The following is a 23,161-nucleotide window of genomic DNA, read 5'->3' as shown; positions in this document are numbered from 1 at the left end:
TAAGGATCACACCTGCTTACACAGGCAGAAGTTAGCCCTATTATCTCATTTAAAATCTTCAAATTCAATTTTGTAGAGTGAAACTAATGACAAGAAAAAGTTAGCTGAAGGATAGCAACGTCCTTGTTCCCAGTTAGCAATACTTCCAACTTGAACGCCAATTTTGTCAGCTACTTCTTGTTGAGTCAAACCCATATTCAAACGACCCTTTCTTAACATTTCACCTATTCGCATCATAACACCCCCCTCTGATACATAATCTATTTAATTCTACCTTACATAAATACTATAACAAGTACAAATTTATTTTTCAACCTAAAGATATTGAGGGTCACAATTACAAAATCATTCCAAAATTTATCCGCTCGATAAACCGAAAACTCACACCTACTTGCGTGAGAAAAAACTAGAATAGCACCTTACCGAACCTTTATTGGAAGCTGCCTGCTCACAAGGGATGAAGAGAAAGAGTGTGAGAATTTAGAAGTTTATAATTACCCCGGTTAGCTTATTTATGTTCATCTTGTTTATCTTTCCATGAGTCATAAGCAGTACTCCCGACAGTGAAGATAACCACGACTACAAATAAAATTAATTAAACTAATGTTAGCGTTGACATATCTAGTCTACCTCCTATATTCTGTTAAATATATGCACCAGAGGAGATAGAGGCTCCCCATGGTACTAAAGAAGCTTTTTAATCCTTGTTGAAATTTGAACTTCCTTTTTTATTTTATCTTTTTGAAGCCTTAACGAGCATATTCTTTCTTTTATGTACTCTGCTTATCCAGGAAAAGTTTTCTCTTGAGCTTATTCTCCCTTTTCCATATAATAAAGGTGAAGGAAGATCAACTTCCCTAGATTATTCTAGTTAATTGTCAGCGACTGGAATATTTCTATGAGTAGAGGAATGATATTGAGTATTGCAAGTACTATTTTTATCATTTCTCTTTTTTCTATTTTCATTTTTTCCGAATGATATTCTTTTCTTGAGATTAGCTCTGCTTGCACGAAAAGGCACCCTCCAAGTCAGGAAATTCAATAGCGAACTGGCCAGCTGATGGAGTAAAAATAGCATAGTGCAAGTACATAAGTGTGCTTCCTTTCTTCAGATTAGATCAGAGATCCGCTTAAATATATATATATATCATCTCTGCTTGTACGGGAATAAAAAATATTAGAGCATTTCGTAAAATACGAAACAAAAGTCGCCCCTCCCTTAATCAATTTTCGATGCTTTAATCAATTGTTTTATATTGTATTGATTAACAGTAAAATCATCAAAGAAAGGATTGGTTAAAAACTCTTCTGGATTAATAATTTCAATCCAGTTATCCTCCCCAGAATCTCCAATTAATCGTTGAATCATACACGGCGTATCTTCAGGAATTTCATATTCCCCAAATTCTCCACTAGTATTATTAGTAAACTCAATAAAGAGTGAGCCAATGGACGGATCCAATTCATAAGTTGATTTATAGATTGTTGGCATTATATAGCTTCACTCCTTTAAAAATAATTATTACTAAGGTAATTCATTTTAGGATAATAAGGTGCCAGAGTGACCCCCGCTTGTGCGGGAAGAAGTTTTAGCCACCGTTGTCGCTTTAGGATTAACAGGGATCACCCCCGCATGTGCGGGAAGAAAAAATATTTTAAATCCCCATTGTTCATTCTTATAAGGATCACCCCCGCCTAGGCGGGAAGAAGAAAAGAAAGGGATCAAATCAGGCTTCTTATTTGATCCCTGGGCCATTTTTATACACTTTGAAAAAGTCTATCCTACAAGCTACTATAAGCCATCCTAATCGATTTAGCTAGAGAAAAGCATTCAAAAATAAAACTCCTCAGTATCTAAGACTCAGGAGTTTCTGTCTATTTAGTCATGGTCATCAAAGATGCCCCCTGGAAGGACTTCTACCAACTGGGTGTTATCTTGTGATTTCACCACTTGCATCAGGGACTGGTAGTCGAATGCTACTTCGCGGTCAGGGTTCTGAACCTCAGCGAGGACACAGATGCCAACACAGGTCGCATTGAATTCTTTAGTCATACTTAACATTCCGGTGATTGTGCCACCACCATTCAAGAAGTCATCAATAATTAAGACTTTCTCGCCTTCTCCTAAGCTGTTCTTGGTGAGTTCCATTTTTTCAACCCGGCTCTGGCCTTGGCTAGCATAGTTGATCGATACCGTTGCTCCCTCTGTCACTTTAGAATCCCGGCGTACCATAACGAAGGGGATATTTAAATACATGGAGACAGCCTGGGCGAGCGGAACGCCCTTGGTAGCAATGGTCATAATAGCTGTCGCACCAGCTTCCCGATAGCGACTGGCAATAATTTGCCCGATCAGCCGTAAGTGGTCCGAATCTCCCAGAATATCGGTCAGGTAGAAATAACCTCCCGGCAGGATGCGATCATTATCCGTCAGCTCCTGGCAGAGGGCTTGGACTCTCTCCAGGGCCTGGTCTGGAGCAATGCTCGGACGAAAAATGACCCCACCGCTCGCACCAGCAACCGTTTCAATGCTTCCGATATTCGAATTTGGAAATTCCTTCTTTAAGATAGAGATATCCTCAGATATGGAAGAACGCGCCGATTGAAAACGGTCCACAAAATATGACAAAGAGACTAGGGTGTGGGGATGGGCAAGTAAATAGTGGGTCATCGCAATTAAGCGGTGGCTTCGATTAAGTTTCATGTCAACCCTCCTTTCCGGTCAACTCATGATCGTCGTTTGGACTTCTTATTTTACCATAAAGCTGACAAAGTTCGTTAAGATTTAAGAAAATAATTTTTCCCGAGCTTTGGCCCAGAGCCCTTCCAGTGCTTGAAAAAGATGACCTAAACTAGCGGCTAGAAGCGGCACAAGCAGAATGACATAGGGATAAACATACTGGCTCTTGCCCTCCCAGAAGGTATGGAAAATGACCCCGCCAATAAAGAATATAATGAGCACTGTCATTTGGGGATACTTGCGCACGAGGAAGAGAACAAAGACTAAGCTCCCCCCGTAAATCAAGAAAATCAGCCCCTTCATATAGTGGAAGGAGGCAAAATATAGTTTCCCAAAGCGGTAGAGGGACAGCATGGGCTCCTTAGCTGTCGTCAGTTGATCTTCTTTAAATTGGGGGCCCGACCAAATACCTTGGAAAGTTGGTTCCGCCCAAATACTTGCCCATTTATGGACAAAGAAGGTCTTGGCATAGTCAGGGTGTTCCTTGAAGTAATCAACATTCGCCTGGACCCTCTGCCGACCAATCTCTTTGGTCTTCTCTTGGTCGAAACCCGTCCGCTGGAAAGGCTTGAGGGCCTTCTCATCATACCAACCAGGGGCCTTTGACGTATTCAAAGGATCTGTCCCCATGGCCAGCCACAGCTCAGTAGGACTTCCGGGCCCCAAGTCGAAGCCATGAACCTGGCGATAGTAAGTTGGAATAGCTTTTTGGCCGACAGGAATGCTTAGGGCTAAGACCCCAACCGCTAGGAGATAGCGCCAATTCCTCTGCTTGAAGAAAAGCACGATCTGGCCCAGAATTAAAGCAATCACCCAAATTAAATAATTCAAGCGGAGCATCAGGGCTAGAGCTGTGAAGACAAAGGTCAAGATCAAATAGAACGGGTGTTTCTTCTCCCCGTATTGGATAAGGGCCCAATAACCTGCTAACAAGCAGAAAAGGCCAGGAATTTCCCCATAAGCAAAGCGGATAAAGAAGAGTTGGGGAATAAATAGAAAGGACAAGACGAGGCTCATCAAGACTATCCCTTGTTTTTCCTTAAAATAATGATCACTGATCCGATAGATACAGTAATTAATCCCTAAAACCTGGAATAAATTGGCGACGAAGAGGAGGATCACCTGGTCTGAGAAAGCCCCGAGAATTCGCTCATAGAGGGCCAAGCCCATTTGATAGGGATAGTTATACATATAGGCACCAAGCATGGTAAAGGCATAGTTCTGGTCAGCCATCATCTTGCTGACATCATGGACTGCCCGAGCATCTGCCCGCAAATGAAGCGGTCCGTTCAAAATCAAATAGAAACCTAGAATGAGATAAAGCACAGCTAGAAACTTAAAGACCTGTTCTGCTCGTAGGCGCTCTCTCAATAAGTATACAATTAAGAGGATCACTAAGACCAAGCCGATATAGGGCCAAAAAAGCGGACTCGGCGGATAGAAACGGACGACTTCACGACCATACTCCTCCACCTGGGCACTGAACTGGCTATTCAAGAACAATATCCCCAGCAAAAAAATGCCGGCAATCAGCTGGACACCCGAAATCGATAATTGATAAATAATTTGACTCAATTTTTTCACAAAAGCAGCACCCCTAGTTTCATTTTCGCTAAGAAGCATAGACCTATTATAGCTAGTTTTCAAGCTAGCGACCTCTTTTTTTCTTTAAAAAATTTTAAAATTAGAAATTCTCCTACTTGCTTGCAAAAAACTTGCATCTTCAGGTAAAGTGCGTTATAAAAGAAGCAGATTATATCAGTAAAGGAGCTTTCCAAAAATGAAAATTGCAATTGGCGCTGACCATGGTGGCGTTGACCTCAAGGCTTTAATTACCGACCACTTAAAAGAACGCGGTATCGAGGTAGTCAATTACGGAACAGACAGCAGTGAGTCCGTCGACTATCCTGATTTTGCCCATGCGGTGACCCACGCTGTCCAAGAAGAACGTGTGGACTACGGCATCCTCATCTGCGGCACTGGCATCGGCATGTCCATCACAGCCAACAAAGAAAAAGGCATCCGCGCTGCCCTCTGCGGTGACGTCTTCTCTGCCCAAGCAACTAAGGCCCACAACAATGCTAACGTGCTCTGCCTAGGTGCTCGAGTGGTAGGCCCTGGTCTCGCCCTCATGATCGTTGACGCTTGGTTAGATGCGGACTACGAAGGTGGCCGCCACCAAAAACGCCTCGACAAAATTGCAGCTATCGAAAACGCCCAAGACTAAGCAAAATAGCTTCTCAAAACAAACACCCACTGGTCAAAATCAGTGGGTGTTTTTAATGTTTATTGCAGATTAATCACAGCGCTAATCCCATAATGGTCAGAAACAATCGGCCCCCTAACCCCGTCAAATTGGCTCTGATAACGAGCAACTTCAAAATCATCCGTCATCAAAATCAAGTCAATACGCTGGGATTGATCGGTATCGGACCAACCTGCAATCCCTGGGCCCATACTATAGTCGCCCTCGCAAACAGCGGCTAGATGGTAAGCATCCCCCAGTCCAGCAGCCTGGATCAGGCTATAGGATTCACCTTCAATATGGCTCGGTGCATTGAAGTCCCCCATCAATAAGCTGGGGCTTTGAAAATCTTCAAATGCCTTCCGAATACGGTCCCATTCATATTGGAATCCTTCTTCAACCTGGGCCGACCACCAAGATAAGTGGAGGGAGGCCACTTGCAGGTCAATGTCAGGAAAATCAGCCAAAATCATCGCCCGCGTCCGATAGTCTCCAGGCTCATCCTCAGATGATAGGAGGCAGCGCTGGGGGCTGAAAGGTCGCTTAGACAAGAGAGCTACCCCTTCTTCGTATCGGTCAAAGCCAATGTGGTTAAAGGCCCAGGCCCAAAAATACGTCAAGCCCTGGTCTTCTAACCCCCTCACCAAAACATAGGCAAAATTATCCTCACGAATGGGGCACTGGTCTTGGCATGGGAAGAAGGTCTCCCCCACTTGGTCAAGCAAGGGGCTCTCTCGCCATTGGTTGACTTCCTGTAAGGCAATGAAATCATAATCTTCTTGAACAATATGGTCAATGATCTGTTTGATTTTTACTTCTTGTTGGTCTTCTATCCAGGAGTGGCAGTTCAGGCTGAGTAATTTCAATATGATTTCCTCCTAACAAGAGCAGAAGGACTGGCAGAGCCAATCCTTAAGCATTCTATTCTTTATCAATAGCGTCGAGCTGAACATGACGATCTAAGGCATCTTGAACATCATTTTTAAGGTTGTCGGCTTTAGGACCGTAAACAGCTTGGACCCCTTGTTCCTTGATGATGAGGCCCATCGCCCCAGCGTCTTTCCACTGTTTCTCTGAGCCCACTAAGTCCGTATCCTTCACCGATACTCTCAGTCGGGTCATGCAGGCATCAACGTTATCGATATTGTCTGATCCTCCTAAGAGACGGATGACTTGGTCAATTTGAGCATCGCCAGACCCCTTAGGATCCGCACTAGCTTCTTCCCCACTGCTAGCCTCTTCTGGGTTGGCATTCTCATAGTTCCCCATCCGACCTGGCGTAGCATAGCCGAAGCGTTTGATCATGAAGCTCGCAATGAAATAGGTCAATACCGCAAAGACCAGGCAGCAGATAATGAAATTAACCAGGTCCCCTAGTAGGCCGGCATTGATGATCAGCGGCGTCCGGGTCAGTAATTCAATCACCCCGAAAGAATGGACGCGGAGATTAATAATGTCAGCCATGGCAAAGGCCACCCCTTGGATGAGGGCATAGACAATGTAAAGCGGCATCGCAGCAAACATAAACATGTATTCCAAGGGTTCGGTAACCCCGGTCAGGAAGACCGCAATAGCAGCCGAGAGGAACATGGACTTGTACTTGTCGCGTTTATCCTTATCCACATTGCGGTACATAGCCAAGGTCAAGCCCATCAAAATCCCCATAGAACCAATCATCTGTCCAACCTTGAAACGAGCCGGCACAAAGTTTTCGAGCAAATAATGAATTTGGCTGGTGTCCCCGGCCCGACGTAAGTTCATCAGGTCAGAAGCCCAGGCCAACCAGAGAGGGTCTTGGCCGAGCACTTCTTGTCCCGCTTGAGCGCCAGTAAGAATCTCATAAGTCCCGCCCAATTGAGTATAGTTAATAGGAATCGTTAACATGTGGTGGAGACCAAATGGCAAGAGTAAACGTTCCAAGGTCCCGAAAAGGAAGGGAGCCAGCACTGGCGCCGTATCTTGAGAATTAGCAATCCATTGACCGAATGAATTGATCCCCGTTTGAATCACCGGCCAAATAAAAGCCAGGAGGATAGACACAATAGCTGACCAAAGAATCACCATAAAAGGAACGAAGCGTTTCCCATTAAAGAAAGACAAGGCGTCAGGCAGCTTGCGATAGTTGTAGTACTTGTTATAGGCATTAGCACCGAGGAAACCCGCAATAATCCCCACAAAAACGCCCAAGTTAAGGGCTGGAGCACCGAGTACATTGACAAAGTAACCATTCACTGGAATCTCTTGTCCAAACAAGGTATGGGTCACCGCTTGTCCACTAGGGTCCAGCAACATATCCGTTGTCACCCCAAAGATAGACCCTGTAATCCGGTTAATCAGGATAAATGCCGTGACAGCCGCAAAAGCTCCCCCTGCCCTTTCCTTGGCCCAAGAGCCACCGATTGCCACAGCAAATAAGAGGTGGAGGTTGGAAATAATCGCCCAACCGATATTCTCAATTACCCCACTCGTCGTGATTAACCAGGCCCAGTCAGGATTAATCAATGGTAGGGCCTTCCCTATACTAATCATTAAACCAGCTGCAGGCATAACGGCAATGACAACCATCAAGGCTTTACCAAATTGTTGCCAAAAATCAAAAGAGAAAATTCTCTTGATACTGTTCATCATCATCCAACTCCTTATTTTAAAATCTTGGCTAAGTTAACGAAATCGTTTTCATTGTTCGAGCAAAGTATACCACTCCCCTATTTTTTTGTAAAGGTATATTTTAAAACGATTACATAATTAAGGGTGTGAGACTTGGCGGTCAGACTCGGATGATTGGAGCAATTAAGAATAAGAGCGAAACATTCGCTCGTTTCTTAATTGTGAAATCACTCCGAGTTTGCCAAGTCGAACCCGACTAGATAAGGGTGTGAGGGCGCGGTTAGAAGCGGACCTCTGGAGCAAAGACCCAGAGAAGACTGCAAGTCTTCAGCGGGGCTTTGTGAAGAGGAGCTGCTTCTGCGCGACCGAACCCGACTAGGAAGGGTGTGAGGGTGCGCGGTTAACTTTCCTTCACTGAAACAAGCCTCCCCTAAGTCACCTACTCGTTAGAGATAAAGTCACTCGTCACACATTGGTAGATATAGCGGTGACAGTGAGCATCTTCTGCTTGAGCGAGGACTTCTAGAAGTACCTGCATGGCCTGGTAGCCCAAGTCCTGGCTGTGGAGATCAAAGTAGGGATAGCCCTCGATTTGGCCCAAATCCGGATCACTATAGGCTTTAAAAGTTACCATCCAAGATGGATCAAGGCCTAACTGCCGCATGGCTTGGTAGGCCCCCTCTGCCAATAGTTGGTCAGCAAAGACAAAAGCATCAAAGTCTTTTTTAAGTAGTTCTCGACGCGCTAGCTCATAACCGGGGGACTGGAGGAAGGGCAAATCATTATAAACTGCCCCGTCTGCTAGGTCTAAACCGGCCTCTTCCATGGCCTGGCTGAAGCCAGCCAAACGTTCTTTAACGAACTGCTGCTTGGGGTCGCCACCAATAAAGGCAAGTTTCTTCGCCCCTCGCTTAATTAAGTGGCGGGTAGCCTGGTAGGCGATGGCCGGGTTATCATTGTCGACCCGGTTCACATCGATTCCAGGCAGGTTACCGATCACGACTAGGGGACAGTCCTGGCTAAGAGCAAATTGCAAGAGAGGATCTTCACGGCTAGCATAGAGGAAGATGAGCCCTTCCACTTGCTTACCAAGGATCATATTCTGAAGATGATCTAAGCGCGTCTGGTCCCCCTCTCCTGTCGATAAGAGGAGAGCATACTGGGCCTGGCTTGCTGCTTCATTAATCCCTCTGAGAACCGTAGGAAAGAAGGGATTGTGGTAGAAAGCATCACTAGCCGCCGGGAGGACAATCCCTACCGTTCGCGACTTGCGGCTGGCTAAGCGTCGAGCATTGTAGTTGGGATAGTAGTGGAGGTCAGCCATCACCTGGCGAACTTTCTCCTTGGTAGCTTGGCTAATAGCTGGGTTATCAGCAATCACCCGAGAGACCGTCGAAGGAGCAACCCCTGAGGCCTTGGCAATATCTTTAATAGTTACAGTCATATTCGGCACCTTTCTATTTATTTAAGAAAACGTTTGCGCTTATGGTCTAAGTTTACTATAATGAGTTTGTAAACGCCATCATATTATCAAAATTTTAGATTGGGAGGCTTCTTTATGGAAAGAACAAGCGGGGTTTTACTACATATTACATCCTTAGCCAGCCCCTATGGCATCGGCAGTTTCGGCCGGGCTGCCTATGAATTCGTCGATTTTTTAAGTGCATGCAAGCAATCTTACTGGCAGATCCTACCTCTGACCACAACGAGTTACGGGGACTCCCCCTACCAATCCTTTTCGGCCTTTGCCGGCAACACCCATCTGATCGACTTCGACCGTTTAGTTGAAGCAGGCTACCTAAAAGCTTCTGATCTCGAAGATCTGTCATTTGCTGAGAATCCGGAAGTCGTGGACTATGGGCGCATCTTCAGGGTCCGCCGTCCCCTCCTGGAAAAAGCCGTCGCCGCCTTCCAAAAAGACAAGAAAGACAAGAGCCGAGACTTCAAAGACTTTGTCCAAAGTAACCAGGATTGGCTGGAAGCTTTCTGCCAGTACATGACCGTCAAAGAATCTTTCGACTTAAAGGCCTGGTACGATTGGCCAGAAGCCTACCGGACCTATCAAATAGACCAGGTCAAGACCCTCTGCTGGGACCACGCCGACTGCTATAACTACCACCTGATTACCCAGTACTTCTTCTTCAAGCAATGGGAAGCTCTCAAGGCCTACGCCAATCAAAAGCATATCCAGATCATTGGCGACATGCCCATCTATGTGGCCCGTGACAGCGTTGAAATGTGGACCCAGCCAGCTATGTTCAAAACGGATGCCAATAAAGATCCCTTGACCGTTGCGGGAACGCCACCCGATAATTTCTCAGATACTGGCCAGTACTGGGGGAACCCGATTTATGACTGGGACTATATGGCTGACCAGGGCTACCAATGGTGGATCCAGCGCATGGCCAAGAGCTTTGAAATGTACGATATTGTTCGCATCGACCACTTCCGCGGCTTTGAGTCCTTCTGGGAGGTGCCTTATGGTTCTGAAACTGCCGCTTCAGGCCACTGGACCAAGGGACCGGGTCTAAAGCTCTTCAAAGCCTTAAAGGACGCCCTTGGTGACCTAGCAATTATTGCTGAAGATTTAGGATTTATGACCGATGAAGTCATTGAAATGCGGGAAGCGACTGGCTATCCTGGAATGAAAATTTTACAATTTGCTTTTAACGGAAAAACAGACAGTTTAGACTTGCCACATCACTATTCTGCCAATACAATAGCTTATGTAGGAACCCACGATAATGAGACCGCACGCGGTTGGTACGAAGAAAGCGCTAACCAATCTCAACGCGATCAAGTGGACGCTTACTTAAATCGAAGAAAAGGCGAAGCAGCCTCCCATGCCCTCAACCGGGGAATTGCTGCTTCAAGCAGTCAAATCGCGATCTATACCATGCAGGATTTATTAAATCTGGGCAACCGCGCTCGGATGAATACGCCCTCCACCATCGGTTGCAATTGGCAATGGCGCATGGCAGAAGATGCCCTAACAGCTGATGTTTATGAACAATTGACAGACTTAACGGAAACCTACTTCCGTGCAAATCCTAAATTTAAGTTAGGCACAAGTATTACAAACAAAGGAGACTAACATGCACGCATTAGAACAACACGCTAAGGAGCTCTTCAAGAAGGACCTTGCCAATCTCTCTGACGCAGAAACTTATAAGGTCCTACTTGACTATGTTCAAGAACAAATGATTAACTCCCCTGTCAACCAAGGGAAGAAGAAGCTCTACTATATCTCAGCTGAATTCCTAGTAGGGAAACTTCTGACCACCAACCTCATCAACCTTGGCCTCTATGATGAAGTCAGCCAAGTCCTTGAGGCCAATGGTAAGTCACTCCATGACGTAGAAAAAGCTGAAACTGAACCCTCTCTTGGGAATGGTGGCCTAGGCCGTCTAGCTGCCTGCTTCCTCGATTCCATTGCCTCTTTAGGGATTAATGGCGACGGGATTGGCTTAAATTATCACTTCGGTCTCTTCCGCCAAGTCTTCCGCGACAACCAACAAGCCTCTGTGCCTGATGAATGGCTCAACCATCCGAATTGGTTAGTGAAGACAGAGACCTCTTATGAGATTCCCTTCCGCCACTTCAACTTCAAATCCAGCCTCTATGAAATTGAAATTCCAGGTTTTGAACAAAAAGCCCATAACCGCCTCCGCCTCTTCGACTTGGAATCCGTAACTTCCGATATTATTGAAGCGGACAGCATCAACTTTGATAAGATGAATATCCCGCAAAACCTGACCCTCTTCCTCTACCCAGATGATTCAGACTACGTGGGTAACCTCTTACGTATCTACCAACAATATTTCATGGTGTCCAATGCTGCTCAACTGATTATTGAAGAAGCGAAGGCCAAGGGCAGCGACCTCCACGACCTCTATGACTATGCCGTGGTTCAAATCAATGACACCCACCCGGCTTTCATTATTCCGGAATTTGTCCGCCTCTTAACCACATACCATGGTTTTGAATTCAAGGAAGCCCTAGCTGTCATTGAAAAGACCGTTGCCTTCACCAACCACACGATCCTCGCCGAAGCCCTCGAAAAGTGGCCCATGGCTTATATTGACGAAGTGGTACCTGAAATTGCCAAGATTATCCGTCAATTGGATGAAGAAATTAGATCGCGCTACCCAGACAAAGAAGCGGTTCAAATTATTGACCAAGATGACCGCGCTCATATGGCCCACATCGCTATCCACTTCTCCTTCTCAACTAACGGCGTCGCCAAGCTCCACACCGAGATCCTGAAGAATTCTGAGCTCAAGCCTTTCTATGAGCTTTATCCAGACAAATTTAATAACAAGACGAATGGTATTTCCTTCCGCCGCTGGATCATGGCAGCCAATCCCGAGCTCACCCAGTTACTGGATGAAAAGATTGGCCAAGATTGGCATAAGGATGCCGACTTGACAGCTTTTGAAAAAGAAATTGACCAGGCAGATAGCTTGAAACGCCTCCAAGAGATCAAGCACCACAATAAACTCCAACTCCAAGAATACCTGTCTGACCAGCAAGGCGTCCAATTACACGATAATGCCATTATCGATGTCCAAATCAAGCGACTCCATGAATACAAACGCCAGCAGATGCTAGCCCTCTACATCATCCACAAATACTTGGATATTAAAGCCGGGAATCTGCCAAGCACCCCAATTACCATCCTATTTGGCGGCAAGGCAGCTCCAGCTTATACCATTGCCCAGGACATTATCCATCTGATCCTCTGCTTATCTGAATTAATCGCTAAGGATCCAGAAGTGAGCCCTTACCTCCAAGTTATCATGGTTGAAAACTACAATGTGACTAGCGCCGAGAAGCTCATCACAGCAGCAGACATTTCAGAACAAATTTCCTTGGCCTCTAAAGAAGCCAGCGGGACCGGCAATATGAAATTCATGCTCAATGGGGCGCTCACCATTTGTACCCTAGACGGGGCCAATGTTGAGATTGCCGAACGCGTGGGTGAAGACAACATCTACATCTTCGGTCAAGACAGTGAAACCATTGTCAAGCTGTATGAAACCGGCGACTACCACCGGCACTTGGCTGACTACTACCACCGTGAACGCATCAAACCTTTAGTTGACTTCATTGTAAGCGACGAACTCCTAGCGCTCGGCCAGCACGACCGCCTCTACCGCCTCCATGAAGACATCAAGTACAAGGACTGGTTCATGGCCCTCATTGACCTTGAAGAATTCATCGACGTCAAAGAAAAAGTCTACGCCGACTACGAAGACCAAGAAAGTTGGACCAAAAAAGCCCTCATCAACATCGCCCAAGCCGGCTACTTCTCATCCGACCGCACCATCCAAGACTACAACCAAGACATCTGGAAAATCTAAGGGTGTGAGACTTGGCGGTTAGACTCGGATGATTGGAGCAAGTCAGAATAAGAGCGAAACATTCGCTCGTTTCTGACTTGTGAAATCACTCCGAGTCTGCCAAGTCGAACCCGACTGCACAGGGTGTAAGCAGTTGCACCCAGACTTGAATGACTGGAGCAAGACGCCAAGCCAAAGCCTAAAACACAACAAATCCCCCAGAACGGAGTGAATCTGGGGGATTTTATTATGGCCTTTTTACCACTCACGACTTAAAAACAACCGCTCGTCTAAAACGGGACGACTTTTTGCCTCTTCTAGCCTATACTAAGGTCAGAAAGGAGGAGAACTTCTATGACAGTAGAAAAACTGGTCATCCAGCGTATCCTTGACCAAGACGAAGATAAACACCAAGTAATTTTACGCGCCTCTGATAGTCAATGGCTAGACCGAACTTCTGACCTGCTCTACCAGCTAGAAGGCCAGCAGCAGACTGACCGCTTGACGATCAAGAGCCAAGACACTTACCAAGTATTAGCCATCCCTGACATCCTCTATGCAGAAATCAACCAAGGAGAACTAACGATCTGGACCAAGGATAAGACCTATCCTTGCCGACTCAGCCTAAAGAAGCTAGAAAGTCTCTTGCCAAAGGGCGATTACCTGCGGGCGAGCCGCTATAGCTTGGTCCGTCTAGACGCCATTCAAAGTTTAGAATTGGCCTTTTCTGGTAACATGTACGCCCAGCTCAGTAACCAGAAAAAAATTCTAATCAGCCGTCGTTTTCTCCAGCAGTTTAAAGAAAAACTTGGCTTATGAAAGGAGCCCCCACTATGAAAGAATTTATTCATCGAAGCTTACAAGGAATCTTTATCAGTATGGTTATCTTTGCTGTCATGGGTGCCATCTATACTTCCTCCCCCGTTTATCTTAAAATGTTAATCAGCTGGAGCCTGGTCGGTTGCGTCTGCGGTGGCGGCTCTGTCCTCTACCAAATTGACAAGCTCAGCCCCCTCTTAGCCGGCTTCTTCCACCTGGCTTTAAGCCTGCTAACCTTCCTCGGCCTAGCCGCATGGAATCACTGGTTCCCTCTGACTTGGGACATCATTCTCTCGGCTAGCCTACAATTTAGCTTGATTTTTCTCCTCATTGCCCTAGGCTACTACTTCTACTATAGCAAACAAATTAAAGCAATCAATCAGAGAATCGACAAATCATAAGACACAGCTAAAAAGACGAGAACCCCTGCTAGGCTTAAAGATCGCCTGGCAGGGGTTCTTCTATCGATAAATTAATTTCTAATATACAAGTCTTTAACGCCACCACTGGTCATAGACATTGACCGGCAGCTCTCGCTTATGCTGGCTAGATTGGTAAAGTTGTTCAATACGTTCAGCATCGGCTTCAGCAAGGTCCTTTCCTTCTAGGTAGTCATCAATGGCCTGGTAGGAGACACCGAGGGCTTCTTCATCGGCTTGGCCCGGTTTATCGTCTTCTAAGTCTGCGGTTGGCACTTTTTCATAGAGGCGAGGCTCTGCCCCGAGCGCTTGGAGCAAGGCTGCCCCCTGGCGTTTGTTGAGCCGCCAGATAGGCATGATATCCGCTGCCCCATCACCGAACTTGGTATAAAAACCTGTGACTGCTTCAGCCGCATGGTCAGAACCGGCTACAATCCCCTTATCAGCTCCAGCAATGGCGAATTGGCTAATCATCCGCTGGCGAGCCTTGATGTTCCCCTTATTGAAGTCCGTGATCTCAAGCCCTGCTGCTTCGAGAGCCTCAACTTGGGCATCCACAGCTGGCTTAATATTGACGGTCAACACCTGGTCAGCCTGGATAAAATCCAAAGCCTTCTGGGCATCATCCTCGTCCAACTGTTGGCCGTAAGGAAGGCGGACTGCAATGAAGCGAAGGTCTTGCCGGCCCGTCTCTTCGCGCAATTCTTCCATGGCTAGCTGGCAGAGCCGGCCCACTAAGGTCGAATCTTGGCCCCCGCTAATCCCTAGAACTAGGGTCTTGAAAAAAGGATGCTTTTTAAAATAAGCCTTAATAAAGTCAATTGATTGACGGATCTCTGCCTCCACATCAATGCTTGGCTTAACACAAAGCTGGTCGATAATATGTGCTTGTAATGGACGCATTATGCTCCTCCTTTACCTGCCTCTATATCTGCTTTAATCTTGGCTTTAATCTCTTTAATGCTGTTCATCTTCAAATCGTAAAGTTCTTGGGAGAGGTCAACCGGATACTGCTCTGGGTTCAAAATCCGCTTATACTCATCCCACAGTGAGTCTAGCCGTCCTTTGGTATAATCTTTTATCTCATCTAATTCAGGCTGGTCATAGACCAATTCCCCCTTGTCAAAAATCGTCTGCAAGAGCGGACGCGCTGTATAGTCAACGACGGTTTTATTGATATAAGGATAGGTAGGATGGAACATAAAGAGCTCATCCAATTGGTCGGGGCGTTCGTGTTTAAGCGCGACATAATCCCCTTCCGACTTACCATCTGAATTGCGTGTAATGCGCCAAACCTGCTTGTCACCTGGGGTAGTGGTTTTTTCAGGTGAGCTTGAGATCTTCATAGTAGGAATCAAATTACCATTTTCATCTTCCATGGAGCAGAGCTTGTAAACAGCCCCGAGAGCAGCTTGATCGAAGGAAGTAATTAACTTCGTTCCGACACCCCAAGAATCAATCTTAGCCCCCTGCATCTTCAAGTTAAGGATGGTCTTTTCATCTAAGTCATTGGAGGCGACGATGATGGCATCTTCATAACCTGCTGCATCGAGCATGGTCCGGACACGTTTGGATTGATAGGTCAAGTCCCCACTATCCAAGCGAACCCCAATAAAGTTAATCTGATCGCCCATCTCATCGGCCACACGAATTGCCGCTGGGACGCCAGAATTCATCACATCATAGGTATCCACTAAGAATACGCAGTCCTTGTGGGATTGGGCATAAGCCTTGAAGGCCTCATAATCGCTCTGGAAGGATTGAACCATAGCATGGGCATGGGTCCCTGAGATAGGAACGCCTAGGGTCTTGCCTGCCCGAACATTAGAAGTCGAATCAAAGCCGCCAATATAAGCAGCCCGTGCCCCCCAAACTGAAGCATCCATCTCTTGAGCCCGGCGTGCACCGAACTCTGCCAGGCCATCGTCACCACAAACCGTACGGATGCGAGCAGCCTTGGTTGCAATCAGGGTTTGGAAGTTCACAATATTTAAGAGCGCGGTTTCTACTAATTGGCAATCCACCAAGCGCCCCTCTATCTGAATCAGCGGTTCATTGGCGAAGCAGAGCTCCCCTTCCACCATGGACCGGACTGTCGCTTGAAAGCGGTAGTCCTTTAAGTAATCTAAGAAGGCATCAGGGTAGTTTACTGTCTCCCTTAAATAAGCGATATCTGAATCAGTAAAGCGTAAATTCTTAATATAATCGATCACCCGTTCCAGACCCGCAAAGATAGCATAACCATTATTGAAGGGATTCTTACGGAAATAAATTTCAAAAACCCCAAACTGTTCAGCCTTGCCACTTTCCCAATAGGTCTTCATCATATTGATCTCATAGAGGTCAGTATGTAGGGTTAAACTGTCATCTGGATAATTCATAAGGGCACCTCTGTTTGTCATTTTTCTATCATTATAACACTTCACCCTAACTTTGTCGCAAAAAAGCCAATCCTAAGCTATCTAGCTAGCTTATAAAAATCAAAAAACAGAAAAAAGAAAGAGCCGGAGACACAAGTCCAGGCTCTTTCTTAAGTTTTTTTCCCAAAACGCGTTGGTGAGCATTCGTTCCGCTTTGAAGTTGATCGTTAAAAAGCCATGGCACCGGCTCGAGCCAAGGTCTCTCGCCTAGCGTGCTTCAAACGGCTAGTAACGGCTGACGCCGACTATCCGTAATTCACAACGCTTGATTTTTCATGGCTAACGATCAACTTCAAAGCTCCACTACTGCTCACAAGTAACTAATATCAAAACTTTTCTTTAATTACTAACCACTAAACCTGAAACGGAGATAGTCAAATAGAAGCGATAAATACTTAAAAAAGCTACTGCTTTCTTTTTTATTGACGTTACAAGATTTTGGATTTCTCTTTAATGAACAAAAGATAAACAATCACCTTAGTTATCACCCTTTTAGTCGGGTTCAGTCAAGCAGAAGTGGCTCCTCTTCACAAAAATCTTTCGAAGTCTTTCAGACTTCTCCAGTTTTTTTGCTCCAGAGATCCCTTTCTAACGCATCCTCTCACACCCTTAGTCTATGACTTGGATGTTCATTTTTTGGATGGCTTCGCGGTCTACGACTTGTTTGCTTTCTTCGTCTACTCCGGAAGAGGAGACCTTGTCGAAGAGAATTTTGATCGTCTGTAATAGGATCTTGAAGTCTAGGATAATGGAATAAGTCTTGATATAGATCAAGTCAAAGTTGAGCTTACTGTTAAAGTCCGTCGCATACTTGCCGTAGACCTGGGCATAACCGGTTAGGCCAGCTGGTACATTATGGCGGAGGTAATAGTGAGGGTTTTGTTCTTGGAATTGCTCAACAAAGAAGGGACGTTCAGGACGTGGCCCCACTAGAGACATATCTCCATTCAAGATATTGAATAATTGAGGCAACTCATCGATACGCAGGGAGCGCAGGTACTTTCCGATTCCTGTGATTCTTGCATCATTTTTGGTTGCAATCACAGGTCCTGTGCTGTCCTCCGCGGTCGCTGTCATCGTCCGGAACTTATAGATTTCAAATTCGCGGTTGCCCTTGGTAATCCGCGTCTGCCGGTAAAAGACGGGGCCTTTAGAGGTGAGCTTCACTAAGAGGGCCGTTACCAGCATGATCGGGGAAGCAATGATCAAAAGGACAAGGGAAACGATAATATCCAAGAGGCGCTTAATCAGGGCCTGGTCTGCTGGAATCTTGAAGTCAGAGGTTTCAATAATCGACTCATCTTCAAAGTTCATGATATTAGGGTTAACCATGACTAAGTTTTCAAACTTGGAGTTAAGGAAGAGCTTCTTATCTTCCGCCATCAAGAGAGAATAGAGGCGGAGTTTTTCCTCTTCTTCAATCTGTGAAGCTAGGTAAACAATATCAAATTCATCCAAACGAGCTTTCACGTTCTCATAGTAGTGGTCGATCACCACATGGGTCACGATATGCCGGGTAGACTTAGACGACTTAAAATTATAGATGGCTGGGAAAACTTCTTCCTCCTCACCTACAATCATCACCCGCTTATTGCTGGCATAGCGGCGGTACATACTAAAGACTAGAGCCCGGAAGGCATAGATCAAGAGGGTTGACACAAAAAAGTCAATCAAAATCACTGAGCGGGGGAAGGCAAACCAACGCCCCACGAAACTCAAGACCATGGCAACCACAGCCAATAAGGCCTGGATAATCAAGGTGATAAAGAAAATATCCCCCTTGGACTTATTGTAGAGGACATAGATCCCGAACAATAAGTTAAAGACAATAAAGATAATTAAAATCCACGGAATCGCCCCCTGGAAAGCTTGGAAATTGCGTAAGGGAACGTAACGGCCATAGCGGATAAAGAATGAAATAAAATAAGATATCAGTAAGATCAGGGCCTCAGTTGCCCCAATAATGACCCGATACCAATTGGTCCATTCGCCGTTTCTTTGCATAATGATCCTCCTAAGAAAAAGGGACGGTTCAAACCGCCCCTCAAGCTGTTCTACTATATGGTATCTTAGCATAATTCCCATAGTTCAAGCAGCTATTTATCAAATATTTTCAAATTATTAAAAATTAAACTTAGCTAGCAGCAGCACCTGTCTCGGCGTTTCCACCTTCAACACTACCGCCTTGGTCAGCTGTTCCACCATTGTTTGGATTAGCTGGAGCTGGCGTTTCAGGTTGTGGTTCTGGTGATGGTTGTGGGTTCGTCGCTCCGCCTTGATTTGTAGAAGAAGGTGAAGACGTTGATGGGCTGGCTGAGCCTTGGTTTGGATTCAGCGGTTGAGAAGAGACGGCAGAAGAGCTGGCGCTTGGCTTAGTTTCTTCTTTTTTGCCCCCGTTATTGTTTGAGTTGGCATTATTTTCTTGCTTGCTTGGTGCCTTGCTTTCCTCTTGCTTCTTGTCATCCTTCTTGTCGTTATTGTTGTTTTGATTTTGACGATTATTATTGTTGTTTGCGTTATTATTATTAGAAGCTGGACGAGAGCTTGGCGGGGTCACACGTTGGCTGCCCCGGTTGCCCACATTTTGACTTTGGTTGCGGTTAGATTGGGTCGCTTGTTGACGCGCTTCATTCGCTTGTTTTTGGAGACGATCGCTCCGTTCACGGGCTTGGTCTTGGGCCTTCTTAGCTTCTTCTTCTAACTTCTTAATTTGATCTTGTGAAGCACCAGACTTGCGGGCTTGGTCAATTTCAGCTTGGCTGATCCGTTCCGTTAAGTCTTCATCTACTTGACTGATCATATCTAACATCTTGGCGGTCACATAAGGATTTTCTTCCTTCTCAGCTTCCTCACGCAACTTATCCAATTCTTTTTGTAAGTCTTCATGTTTTAAAGACTTATCAGATTTCAAGTCGTTTAAGGTCTTAGTAAATTTCTCGAACTTGTCAGCTTGTTCTTCAGCTGTCTTCACAAGGTCAGCTAGCGTCCCGTAGAGGCCATCTTCCTTAGATTCCAAGGCAGCTTTATGTTGGTTTTTAACCTTATCAACATCAGCCTTCTTCAAGCCATCCTTGATAATGACCCATTTTTGTAAGGTTGCCCCATTGAGCGGCTGCTTGTCCTTGGTCTTTTCAAAGAGATTGTTGGTCGCATTTTGGACATCATAGCGTTTTTGGACATCTTCCAAATCGCCTTGTAATTGCCCCTTAATCCCTTCTTCATCCTTCAAGTTAGCCACATCTTCTTTAGCCGCTTCGATATCTTCTTGACTGATATCTTCAGCTAAGAACATCTTTGCTTCATCAAAGTAGAGATCGGCGACAGCTTTCTCTGCCCCACTCTCCTTGTGGTCTTCAATAGCGGTTTGAACAGGTTCCTGCTGCAAGGCGGCATAGACGCCCACGCCCCCAATCAAGAAGAGAGATACGGCGACAACTAAAACTCTTTGCCAATTGAACTTTTTCTTCTTATTCTTCTTCAAGTCAATCTCCTCCGTTAATATTTATCGCAATATTATATCTACACTACGATAGCATGTTTCATTTTTCAATGCAAAAGTATTCCCGATTTGTAACCAATTTTTAAAGAAGTTAACAAGTCAAGCGACTGTAAATAGCAAAAAAACTGGGACCAGGCCCAGTTTTTTGTTTGATTCAAAAATTCTGTTTGAGATACTTGCTCTTGCTCGCACTCTGTTTAGTCGGATTCGAGGATGCGGAAAGGGAGTGACTTCAACAAAGTGGAACAATCGGCTAAAGCCGCTTTTAGCCTCTTTGCCTCCAGTCATCCCTTTTGGAACGCCTGTGCTCACACCCATTAATTATACTTCGCGTTCATTTGTTTTTCGTAATGGTTCAAGAGCTTGGTTAAGGCATAGGTGATAATGAAGTAGATCACCATGGAGATAAAGAGTGGGATAATGCCTTGGTAAGTCTGGCTGGTAACGGCCCGGGTTTGGAAGGTTAATTCGGCTACCCCAATGGTCGATACAATAGAAGATTCCTTAATCAAGGTCACGAATTCGTTCCCTAATGAAGGCCAAATGGAGCGCAGGGATTGTGGGAAGATAATCTTCCGCAAAGTTGTCTTGTAGTCCAAACCGAGAGACCGAGCGGCTTCCGCCTGGCCTTTAGGAACGGACTGGAGGCCCCCACGGATAATCTCACAAATATAGGCTCCTGAGTTGAGGGAAACAGCAATCAAACCAGCCACCAATGGGCTAATACCGAGTAAGCCCCCAACCCCCAGGAAGATAAAGAGAACTTGGATCATCAGAGGTGTTCCCCGAACAAATTCGACATAGGCTCCTGCAATACCAGAGAGAAATTTCAGGTTAGAAATCCGCATCACGGCAAGGAGGGAGCCTAGGATCATCCCGAAGACAATCGATAGGATGGAGATTAAGAGGGTCATCTTAATGCCGTCCCAGAAGAAAGGCCAATACTGCATCCAGTCCACATTGTCGGTATCGGCTAATTGGTCCGCGGCTTCATCCGCCCATTGGTTGACCAAGTCTTGTTCAACCACTTCATCAATCGTATGGTTGATCGCTTCCCCTAGGCTCGGTTGGTTCTCGGGAATAACGACCGCCTTGCCATCATTTTCTTCCCGTGGGACTTTAGCGTCGACATAAGTCAACTGGTCATTGCCCTTGGTCGCAGTCCGGGCCATAATTTCATCAACTAAGACCCCATCGACTTGCTTGGTTCCTAGGGCACTGAGCAGGTCAGGAACCTGTTGCATGGTAAGGAGTTTAGCTTTAGGCATATGGGCCTTAGCCAGGTCTTCTTGGTAAGACCCCTGTTGGACCCCCACCACCGTTCCTTCTACGAAACTATCCTTATCTTTGAGTCTGTCCGTATCATCTTTGCGGATAACAAGGGATTGGCCAGCATTCTCGTAGGGTTTGGTGAAGTCTACGGACTTATCCCGTTCCTCGGTATAGGTCATCCCTGAGATAATCATATCGATGTTGCCGGTTTCTAGTGAGGACATCAGGCTGGAGAATTCCATATTTACAATTTCCAGCTTAACGCCGAGGTCATCAGCAAACTTTTCCGCTAGGGAGATATCGATTCCCTTGGTTTTGTTCTCGCCACCTTCACGAGTCAAGAACTCAAAGGGTGGATAATCAGGGCTGACACCTAGCTTAATGACGCCCCGCTTCTTAATTTCATCGAGTAATTGGTCGTTGCCTGCTACTTGCCCCGATGCCGCTGGCTGGTCTTCAGCCGCTTGGACCAAGGCCCCCGTTCCCGCCAATAGTGGGCTAAAGGCGAGGACAAAGGCCATGAGGACCTGCAGGCTATACTTAAATAGTTTTTTCATTAAATTTTGCCGTCCTTTTTCCATTCTTTTTCAGCAAGTACCCGTGCGGTTTGTGGAAGTCCGAAGAGCTTAATGAAACCTTCAGCATCATTTTGGTTGTAGATATCATCTTCGTCAAAGGTTGCGAGTTCTTCATTATAAAGGGAGTAAGGGCTGGTAGTTCCCGCATCAATGACATTGCCCTTGTAAAGCTCTAACTTGACTTGGCCAGTGACGTGTTTTTGGGTTTCATCCACAAACTGTTGGAGGGCCTTGCGTAGAGGTGAATTCCACAAGCCATTATACACTAATTCCGCATATTTATGGGCAAGGACTTGTTTAAACTGTAAGGTATCGCGGTCTAAACATAATTCTTCCAATTTTTCATGGGCATGGTAGATGATGTGGCCACCTGGTGTTTCATAAACGCCCCGAGACTTCATGCCGACGAGACGGTTTTCAACAATATCGAGGATGCCAATCCCATTGGCTCCGCCAAGTTCGTTTAATTTTTCAACTAAGGCGATAGGATCCAATTTTTCACCATCCACAGCGACAGGGTTCCCTGCTTCAAAATCGATGGTCACATAGGTGCTCTCATCTGGTGCTTGTTGAGGTGACACCCCTAATTCTAAGATATCATCTAGTTTAGGCTGCTGGCTAGGATCTTCCAAGTCCAAGCCTTCATGGGAGAGGTGCCAGAGGTTTTCATCCTTAGAATAATTCGTCTCACGGGTGATCGGTAGCGGAACGTTGTGCGCTTCGGCATAGTCAAACGCGTCTTCCCGGGATTGAATATCCCAGATCCGCCATGGGGCAATAATTTGAATGGTTGGATCGAATTCACGCAAGCCGAGCTCGAAACGCACTTGGTCATTCCCCTTACCGGTACAGCCATGGACGATGGTATCGCAGCCTTCTTCATGGGCGATTTCAATCATCCGCTTGGCAATCAGTGGACGCGCATAGGCAGTCCCTAAGAGATACTTGCCTTCATACTTAGCCCCAGCCCGCATGGCAGGATAGATATAATCTGTAATAAATTCTTCGCGGAGGTCTTCGACATATAATTTAGAAGCCCCGCAATTGACAGCTTTCTTCTTTAAATATTCATAGTCTTCTTCTTGGCCGACATTAGCGGTCATCCCGATCACTTCAACGTCATCCCCATAAGTTTCCTTGATCCAAGGAATAATGACGGAAGTATCCAAACCACCTGAATACGCCATTAAAACCTTCTTTACTTCCTTCTCTGCCATTTA

At 45.8% G+C, this 23,161-nt stretch carries 17 protein-coding genes and 1 pseudogene; 5 read left to right on the top strand and 13 right to left on the bottom strand.

Going from position 1 to position 23,161, the window contains the following annotated elements:
- Nucleotides 1–45: 45 nt before the first annotated feature.
- From AWM72_RS05575 to AWM72_RS05560, 4 genes are all read right to left on the bottom strand, one after another.
- On the bottom strand, nucleotides 46–237 hold the full coding sequence (locus tag AWM72_RS05575; RefSeq protein WP_070486457.1) for a helix-turn-helix transcriptional regulator: 192 nt from the start codon (nucleotides 235–237) through the stop codon (nucleotides 46–48).
- 982 nt (nucleotides 238–1,219) lie between these two features.
- Nucleotides 1,220–1,492: a hypothetical protein gene (locus tag AWM72_RS05570; protein ID WP_067974537.1), complete on the bottom strand. Its 273-nt coding sequence runs from the start codon at nucleotides 1,490–1,492 to the stop codon at nucleotides 1,220–1,222.
- 387 nt (nucleotides 1,493–1,879) lie between these two features.
- Entirely contained in the window at nucleotides 1,880–2,704 is an 825-nt protein-coding gene (gene purR, locus AWM72_RS05565; protein WP_067974534.1) for a pur operon repressor, read from the bottom strand.
- 81 nt (nucleotides 2,705–2,785) lie between these two features.
- Entirely contained in the window at nucleotides 2,786–4,324 is a 1,539-nt protein-coding gene (locus AWM72_RS05560) for a glycosyltransferase family 39 protein (protein WP_158444754.1), read from the bottom strand.
- Between the two features lie 196 nt (nucleotides 4,325–4,520).
- Here AWM72_RS05560 and rpiB point away from each other — a divergent pair, with 196 nt between their 5' ends.
- Nucleotides 4,521–4,967 carry a ribose 5-phosphate isomerase B gene (gene rpiB, locus AWM72_RS05555; protein ID WP_067974525.1) on the top strand — a complete coding sequence of 149 codons (447 nt, stop codon included), beginning with the start codon at nucleotides 4,521–4,523 and terminating at the stop codon, nucleotides 4,965–4,967.
- A gap of 59 nt (nucleotides 4,968–5,026) precedes the next feature.
- Here rpiB and AWM72_RS05550 read toward each other — a convergent pair whose 3' ends face one another.
- From AWM72_RS05550 to AWM72_RS05540, 3 genes and pseudogenes are all read right to left on the bottom strand, one after another.
- Nucleotides 5,027–5,851: an endonuclease/exonuclease/phosphatase family protein gene (locus AWM72_RS05550; RefSeq protein ID WP_067974522.1), complete on the bottom strand. Its 825-nt coding sequence runs from the start codon at nucleotides 5,849–5,851 to the stop codon at nucleotides 5,027–5,029.
- A 76-nt stretch (nucleotides 5,852–5,927) separates the two neighbouring features.
- Nucleotides 5,928–7,601, bottom strand: a pseudogene (locus AWM72_RS05545) (PTS transporter subunit IIBC); the annotation flags it as partial.
- Nucleotides 7,602–8,031: 430 nt separating this feature from the next.
- Entirely contained in the window at nucleotides 8,032–9,036 is a 1,005-nt protein-coding gene (locus tag AWM72_RS05540; protein ID WP_067974518.1) for a LacI family DNA-binding transcriptional regulator, read from the bottom strand.
- Nucleotides 9,037–9,150: 114 nt separating this feature from the next.
- Here AWM72_RS05540 and malQ point away from each other — a divergent pair, with 114 nt between their 5' ends.
- The 4 genes from malQ (at nucleotide 9,151) to AWM72_RS05520 (ending at nucleotide 14,154) form a co-directional block, all read left to right on the top strand.
- Nucleotides 9,151–10,686 (top strand): 4-alpha-glucanotransferase, encoded by a 1,536-nt coding sequence (gene malQ / locus AWM72_RS05535; RefSeq protein WP_067974515.1) that lies wholly within the window; start codon nucleotides 9,151–9,153, stop codon nucleotides 10,684–10,686.
- A gap of 1 nt (nucleotide 10,687) precedes the next feature.
- On the top strand, nucleotides 10,688–12,955 hold the full coding sequence (locus tag AWM72_RS05530) for a glycogen/starch/alpha-glucan phosphorylase (RefSeq protein ID WP_067974512.1): 2,268 nt from the start codon (nucleotides 10,688–10,690) through the stop codon (nucleotides 12,953–12,955).
- 333 nt (nucleotides 12,956–13,288) lie between these two features.
- Nucleotides 13,289–13,753 carry a LytTR family DNA-binding domain-containing protein gene (locus AWM72_RS05525; protein ID WP_067974508.1) on the top strand — a complete coding sequence of 155 codons (465 nt, stop codon included), beginning with the start codon at nucleotides 13,289–13,291 and terminating at the stop codon, nucleotides 13,751–13,753.
- Between the two features lie 14 nt (nucleotides 13,754–13,767).
- Entirely contained in the window at nucleotides 13,768–14,154 is a 387-nt protein-coding gene (locus AWM72_RS05520; RefSeq protein ID WP_067974504.1) for a DUF3021 domain-containing protein, read from the top strand.
- 93 nt (nucleotides 14,155–14,247) lie between these two features.
- Here AWM72_RS05520 and nadE read toward each other — a convergent pair whose 3' ends face one another.
- The 6 genes from nadE to AWM72_RS05490 all read right to left on the bottom strand — a co-directional run bounded on the left by nadE (nucleotide 14,248) and on the right by AWM72_RS05490 (nucleotide 23,158).
- Nucleotides 14,248–15,075, bottom strand: coding sequence for an ammonia-dependent NAD(+) synthetase (gene nadE / locus AWM72_RS05515; RefSeq protein WP_067974501.1), 828 nt, complete (start codon nucleotides 15,073–15,075; stop codon nucleotides 14,248–14,250).
- Nucleotides 15,075–16,553 (bottom strand): nicotinate phosphoribosyltransferase, encoded by a 1,479-nt coding sequence (locus tag AWM72_RS05510; RefSeq protein ID WP_067974497.1) that lies wholly within the window; start codon nucleotides 16,551–16,553, stop codon nucleotides 15,075–15,077. The genes nadE and AWM72_RS05510 overlap by 1 nt, the downstream gene beginning before the upstream one ends.
- A gap of 648 nt (nucleotides 16,554–17,201) precedes the next feature.
- Nucleotides 17,202–18,596 (bottom strand): sugar transferase, encoded by a 1,395-nt coding sequence (locus AWM72_RS05505; protein WP_067974494.1) that lies wholly within the window; start codon nucleotides 18,594–18,596, stop codon nucleotides 17,202–17,204.
- A 130-nt stretch (nucleotides 18,597–18,726) separates the two neighbouring features.
- Nucleotides 18,727–20,073: a hypothetical protein gene (locus AWM72_RS05500; RefSeq protein WP_067974492.1), complete on the bottom strand. Its 1,347-nt coding sequence runs from the start codon at nucleotides 20,071–20,073 to the stop codon at nucleotides 18,727–18,729.
- A 335-nt stretch (nucleotides 20,074–20,408) separates the two neighbouring features.
- Entirely contained in the window at nucleotides 20,409–21,920 is a 1,512-nt protein-coding gene (locus AWM72_RS05495; RefSeq protein ID WP_230080801.1) for an ABC transporter substrate-binding protein/permease, read from the bottom strand.
- Complete coding sequence (locus AWM72_RS05490; RefSeq protein WP_067974485.1) at nucleotides 21,920–23,158, bottom strand: argininosuccinate synthase; 1,239 nt, start codon at nucleotides 23,156–23,158, stop codon at nucleotides 21,920–21,922. Before AWM72_RS05490 ends, AWM72_RS05495 begins: the two co-directional genes overlap by 1 nt.
- Between the last annotated feature and the right edge of the window lie 3 nt (nucleotides 23,159–23,161).

Source organism: Aerococcus sanguinicola (assembly GCF_001543145.1).
Lineage (GTDB): Bacteria > Bacillota > Bacilli > Lactobacillales > Aerococcaceae > Aerococcus > Aerococcus sanguinicola.
This window is presented reverse-complemented; position numbering and strand designations above follow the sequence as displayed.

Coding starts and splice junctions, on each gene's coding strand:
- AWM72_RS05575 (WP_070486457.1), bottom strand. CDS start 237: ATGATGCGAATAGGTGAAATGTTAAGAAAGGGTCGTTTGAATATGGGT.
- AWM72_RS05570 (WP_067974537.1), bottom strand. CDS start 1,492: ATGCCAACAATCTATAAATCAACTTATGAATTGGATCCGTCCATTGGC.
- purR (WP_067974534.1), bottom strand. CDS start 2,704: ATGAAACTTAATCGAAGCCACCGCTTAATTGCGATGACCCACTATTTA.
- rpiB (WP_067974525.1), top strand. CDS start 4,521: ATGAAAATTGCAATTGGCGCTGACCATGGTGGCGTTGACCTCAAGGCT.
- AWM72_RS05540 (WP_067974518.1), bottom strand. CDS start 9,036: ATGACTGTAACTATTAAAGATATTGCCAAGGCCTCAGGGGTTGCTCCT.
- malQ (WP_067974515.1), top strand. CDS start 9,151: ATGGAAAGAACAAGCGGGGTTTTACTACATATTACATCCTTAGCCAGC.
- AWM72_RS05530 (WP_067974512.1), top strand. CDS start 10,688: ATGCACGCATTAGAACAACACGCTAAGGAGCTCTTCAAGAAGGACCTT.
- AWM72_RS05525 (WP_067974508.1), top strand. CDS start 13,289: ATGACAGTAGAAAAACTGGTCATCCAGCGTATCCTTGACCAAGACGAA.
- AWM72_RS05520 (WP_067974504.1), top strand. CDS start 13,768: ATGAAAGAATTTATTCATCGAAGCTTACAAGGAATCTTTATCAGTATG.
- nadE (WP_067974501.1), bottom strand. CDS start 15,075: ATGCGTCCATTACAAGCACATATTATCGACCAGCTTTGTGTTAAGCCA.
- AWM72_RS05510 (WP_067974497.1), bottom strand. CDS start 16,553: ATGAATTATCCAGATGACAGTTTAACCCTACATACTGACCTCTATGAG.
- AWM72_RS05505 (WP_067974494.1), bottom strand. CDS start 18,596: ATGCAAAGAAACGGCGAATGGACCAATTGGTATCGGGTCATTATTGGG.
- AWM72_RS05495 (WP_230080801.1), bottom strand. CDS start 21,920: ATGAAAAAACTATTTAAGTATAGCCTGCAGGTCCTCATGGCCTTTGTC.
- AWM72_RS05490 (WP_067974485.1), bottom strand. CDS start 23,158: ATGGCAGAGAAGGAAGTAAAGAAGGTTTTAATGGCGTATTCAGGTGGT.